Genomic DNA, 5,166 nt, shown 5'->3' with positions numbered 1-5,166 from the left:
ATCTCAAAAGAATATGGATTTTACATCAACAGCTTTCTCCTGAAGAAGGAAAACCCATAATGCTTGTCCATATGACAAATACACATATAATTCCATACCTTGTCTGGAATCAGGGTAATATTGACCTTGAGTGGTTTTATGGATCAAGACCATCCCAAGAAAAATATTCTCCAGATTTATTGAGAACAGAAAGTATAGGAAGACAATCTGGAAATATTCCATTTGCTCTTGCTTCTATTAGTGGAGGGACTACAAAATTAACTCAAGATGAATTGTTAAAAATAAGTAAAACAAAATTTGGAACTATGGTAGTACATGAAATTAAAACACCATTAGAAACAAACATAGAAAAAAAGTTATGGGAAATTCTATTTAATTTTGGATATGGAGAAAATGACTGTGAAGTTTATAATTATTGGGATGAAAATTATCCCCTTTCTTTTAGTGATGATGAAGTTAAATCAATTTTATTAAAAAGAAATGAAGAAATGTTATTAATTATGTGTACTTGGAACTCTCAACCAGTAAAAGTAAAAGTAAATATTAATACAAAATTATTGGGCTTAAATCCATTTCTTGTAGAAGAAGTAACAGATGAAGGGAAAACAGGAGAAACATATGTTATAGAAAATAATTCTTTCATTATTCCTTTGGATGGATATGATGTAAAAATATTAAAATTAAAGAAAAAAAAATTTAAACATAAAAAGGGGAGAAATAATGAATAAAATTTCTTTTGCAGAAATAAAATCTTATCTTCCCCAAAATACAAAATTTTCTTTTAAAGAAATATCATCTATTATTGAGGGAAACATTGGGAGGATTATCAAAAAAAATGTTTCATTTCTTAACGGTAAATTTCCAATAGGGTTTTGGAATTATACAGATTTAGAAAAACATAGTAAAATTTATAATCTCTCTGAGATTAAAAAATGGGCTGATGCAGGTTTTACAATAGTTCATGGTCCCGATTTTAAACCAGATGATAAAAAACAGAAACAACTTATGATTAAAATTTTAAATTGGTGTAATAAATATGGTATAAAGGTAATTTTGTGGGACCCAAGATGTATAGTAAAAAATAACATAAATATATCTAAATACAAAAAAGAAGTCAAAAAAAGCATTTTTGATTTTGGTAAACTTCCTGCATTATTTGGATTTTTTCTATGTGATGAACCTGGCTATAATTTAATGGAAGATGTAGTCAAATCTGTTAGAATCCAAAGAGAAATTGAACCAAAATTAATTCCATTTGTTAATCTTTTACCTTTTTTTAAAGGCGTGGAAGGAAGAATAGGAACAACTGATTGGATTGGATTTTTGGAAGATTATATTGAAAAAAGTAATACTGAATTATTAAGTTATGATTGTTATTTTCAAATGAATCCTGATGAAGAAGGGGTAAAAACTTATTTTGAAAATTTAAGAATATTTAGAGAAGTATCTTTAAAAAAAGGTATTCCTTTTTGGACAACACTTTTATGTGTCGGACATTTTAACTATCGCTGTCCAAATTACGATGAATTAAGATGGCAATTTAATACATCATTAGCTTGTGGTGCAAATGGAATTTTATGGTTTTTTTATTATATGAGGATTCCGCATTCAAATTATAGATTTTCACCAGTAAATGAACTTTGGGAATTAACAGAAACTTATTATAATTTGAGATTAATTCATAAAAATTTTCATCAACATTATAGAGATTTGTTTACAAAACTAGTATCCAGAAAGGTGTTTTTTTATCCAGAAGCAAGTGGGGGTTGGAGTAAATTTAATCCAAAAGAATCTTTAATTTCGCAAATATCTTGTATGCCTGAAAATCATCCATTATTAATAGGAGAATTTGTTGATATTGTTGGAAGACCTTATATTATGCTTGTAAATAATAGTATGAAAGAAAATGTATATTGTACAATAACTTTTACTGGGAAAAATATCCGTGTTTTTTCATGGGATTGGGATGGAAAAGAATATGAAGGGAAGGCATATTCTGCGATACTAATAAATAGAGGGAAAGAAAATATTAGAGTTTCTCACTGGTTAGCTCCGGGTCAAGAAGCAGTTTACAGGGTCTATAAAAAGTGATATTAAAGAGAAATTAGTGTGATTTTCAGTGAAAAATTTAATTTTGAAATAGAATTTAAACAAAATTTTTTAAAAATTTTATTAAGTTGTAAATTAGATGGGGAAGTAAGATTATTAAGAAGGAGATTTTAAGATTAATTTGAAAGAAAAATTTTGAAAGAAAGAAAAATAAAAGAGAAATTAAGAAGGTGGAAAAGTCAAGTATGAGTGGCTCTGGTTTTCCTGGATAAAGGTTGAATTTTCTTAAAATATAGCCAATAAAAAAACAAAAAGAAAGGATTAAATAAAGGAAAGGTGGTTGATATTTCCTAAAAATAGTAATTACTAAAAAGTAAATTAAAAGCCACTTCAAAATTATAACCGAACCGGGTTCGGAAAATTTAAAAATGGGAAAAACCTTCATCTTTCATTTCAAATATTTTACCTTTATAAACTCCTATATATTTTTTTTCCTTTAATATCTCTCCAATTTTTGTAATTTTTACTTTATCAATTTTTTCTGGTATTTTCTCTTCTTTTTCAGCAGTAAATAAAACCTCATAGTCCTCACCATCATTTAAAGCATGTTTTATACTTTCAATCTCATTTTTACTTATATTTTTTGCATCTTCTGATACAGGTATTTTTTCAAGATATAATTTAAATCCAACTTTACTGCTTTCTACAAGTTTGATTAAATCAGAAGAAAGACCATCTGAAATATCAATCATACCTGAAATTTTATATTTTTTAACCAATTTTCTTATTTCAAAAACAGGGGGATTCAGATTAAACTGTTTTTTTATTTGGGAAGCACCAAGGCAACCTGTTACATATATAAAATTTCCGGGTCTGGCTCCTTTTCTTGTTTTTAAATATTTCTTCTCAACAATACCAATCATAAAAACATCTATAAAAATTTTCTCTGCTTTTGTAAGATTTCCTCCGATCACTTCAAATTTATATTTCTTACTCATTTCTTTAACTCCTTCTGTCAGTCCTTTGATTATCCTAAATTCTGCTTCTGGTAAACCCAGAGAAATTAAAGCAAATTTTGGAAGTCCACCCATAGAACATATATCGCTTAAATTTACTGCCATTGCTTTTTTCCCAATCTGATAGAAATTAAATTTTTCTTTTTCAAAATGTACATCCTCAACAAGACAGTCAGTTGTTAAAATCAAATAATAATCTTTTGAATATTCAAAAACTGCACAATCATCTCCAATCCCTAAAACCGCCTCTTTACTTTTAAAATTTTTTTTCAGAAACTCAATTATTTCTTTTTCATTCATTTTTTATATAATTTCTGGTTATTTCTTCTAAAATTCCAATTTCATCTGCAACATCAAGAATTGTAATTCTTTCCCTTATAAATCTTGAAAGAACAATAGAATTATAAATTAAGTTTTTATTTTCACATATTTCTTTCAAATGAACAGGACAGTCAGCACTTTCAAGGAATTTTTTTATTTCATCTGGGTAATAGACAATTGAAAATGCCTTTTTTTTAATTTCTTCCCATTTTTCTGATAATTTTTCTCTCAATTTATTCAGGACTTTTATTTTTTTATTGAATATTTCTTCTAAAACTACTCTGCTTTTTGGAAATATAAAAGTCAATTCTTTTAATTTTTTTTCATAATCAATCCTATTTTTATTTATCATATTTTCAATTTCGGTTTCACTTAATTTCTTCAAATTTTCATATATCAGAGAACTTATAAAAACACCTGTACCAACCTGTAATCCATGATAGGCAAATGGTTCAATATTTTTCATACAGGCATACATATCAAGAAAATGAGAGATTAGATGTTCTCCACCAGATGCAGGAGAGGAACTGCCCGCAATAATCATTGAAATACCACCAAGATTTAATCCTTCCATCAGATTTTTTATAACTTTTTTATCTCTTTTTAATAATAACCTTCCCTTATTTATATACTTTTTTTCTGCTTCACTTACAATTTTTAATGGCAATGGACAGAATTTTTCACCTGTTATTATTGAAGATATTTTCCAGTCAGCATTTGCAAAACATTTTGCAAGTGAATCAGCATATCCTGCTTTTATAAGTTCTTCTGGTGCATTTGAGATTATATCTAAATCAATATAAACATATTTACAAGGAGAAACTGGAACTGTTATTTTTACTCCATCTTTTATATATGCAGAAACAGGAGAAGTATATCCATTCATTGAAGGTGCAGTTGGAAAAGAGAGAACAGGTATTTTATACCTATTTCCAGTCAGTTTCCCCAAATCTGTAATACTTCCTGTTCCAACCGTTAAGATTAAATCAACTCCATTAATATTTTTTTCAATTTCTTCCACATATTCATATTTTGCAGTTATTCTTTTTTCTTTTTTAGGTTTTAGAATTACAGGTATTAAATTGTATTTCTTTATTCTTTCATTTATTTCTCTACCAGCAACCTTCCATGTATTATAATCACAAATAATCATAATTTTATTTACACTTTTCACCTCTTTTTTAATAAAATTCTCAATATCTTTTAATTTTCCGTATTTTACATTTTCAATTCCTACATTATGAAAATTCTTGCAGAAAGAACATCTGAATTTTTTATCAAAAGGTATTTTCATTTTTCTTGTAAGTTTTTAAGAAGTTTATAAAATTCACAAGCATTTGAAAGCATATTGTGATTGTTATTGAAGTAAGCATAAATTTGTTTTGGTTTGAGTACTTTTATTTTTTCTATTATTTCTTCCAATTCTTTTTCAGTATAATTATGGGAATACCATCCAGTTCTTCCATGAAATCTTAAATAAATGGTATCGTTTGTTTTTACAATAAACGATTTTATTTCAGGACTGTCAACACTTACAAAAACAATACCAATCTTTTCAATTTTTTTAACCCATTCTTCTGAAAACCAACTTTTATGCCTGAATTCAATCGCAACTTTTTCTTTTCCCTTGAAGTCTTTAAAAAATCCTATTATTCTTTCAAAATTATCAGTGGAAAAAGATGGAGGCATCTGGAATAAATAAAATTTTATTTTTTCCTCAAGTGGAGAAAATAAATTTTTAAAATCAAAAGCATCACCTTACAATGAAATTCAATTTGAA

4 protein-coding genes and 1 pseudogene are annotated in these 5,166 nt (G+C 27.0%); 2 read left to right on the top strand and 3 right to left on the bottom strand.

The genetic code is table 11. The annotated features are described in order from the left end of the window. Both PKV21_08975 and PKV21_08970 read left to right on the top strand, forming a co-directional pair. On the top strand, window positions 1–728 hold a 728-nt coding region (locus PKV21_08975; protein HOM27617.1), incomplete at its 5' end, for a DUF6067 family protein. Then, entirely contained in the window at window positions 721–2,091 is a 1,371-nt protein-coding gene (locus PKV21_08970) for a hypothetical protein (protein ID HOM27616.1), read from the top strand. The genes PKV21_08975 and PKV21_08970, both read left to right, overlap by 8 nt. Before the next feature lie 380 nt (window positions 2,092–2,471). Here PKV21_08970 and thiL read toward each other — a convergent pair whose 3' ends face one another. From thiL to PKV21_08955, 3 genes and pseudogenes are all read right to left on the bottom strand, one after another. Further along, complete coding sequence (gene thiL / locus PKV21_08965; protein ID HOM27615.1) at window positions 2,472–3,365, bottom strand: thiamine-phosphate kinase; 894 nt, start codon at window positions 3,363–3,365, stop codon at window positions 2,472–2,474. Further along, a complete protein-coding gene (locus PKV21_08960) occupies window positions 3,358–4,680 on the bottom strand; it encodes an iron-containing alcohol dehydrogenase (GenBank protein HOM27614.1) in 1,323 nt (440 codons plus the stop codon). Before PKV21_08960 ends, thiL begins: the two co-directional genes overlap by 8 nt. Continuing rightward, a pseudogene (locus PKV21_08955) lies at window positions 4,677–5,117 on the bottom strand (DUF72 domain-containing protein). Before PKV21_08955 ends, PKV21_08960 begins: the two are co-directional and overlap by 4 nt. Window positions 5,118–5,166 lie beyond the last annotated feature (49 nt).

Source organism: bacterium, assembly GCA_035371905.1.
Taxonomy (GTDB): Bacteria; Ratteibacteria; UBA8468; order B48-G9; family JAFGKM01; genus JAMWDI01.
Note: the sequence above shows the minus strand (reverse complement) of the source record. Positions and strands in the feature narration are given on the sequence as shown.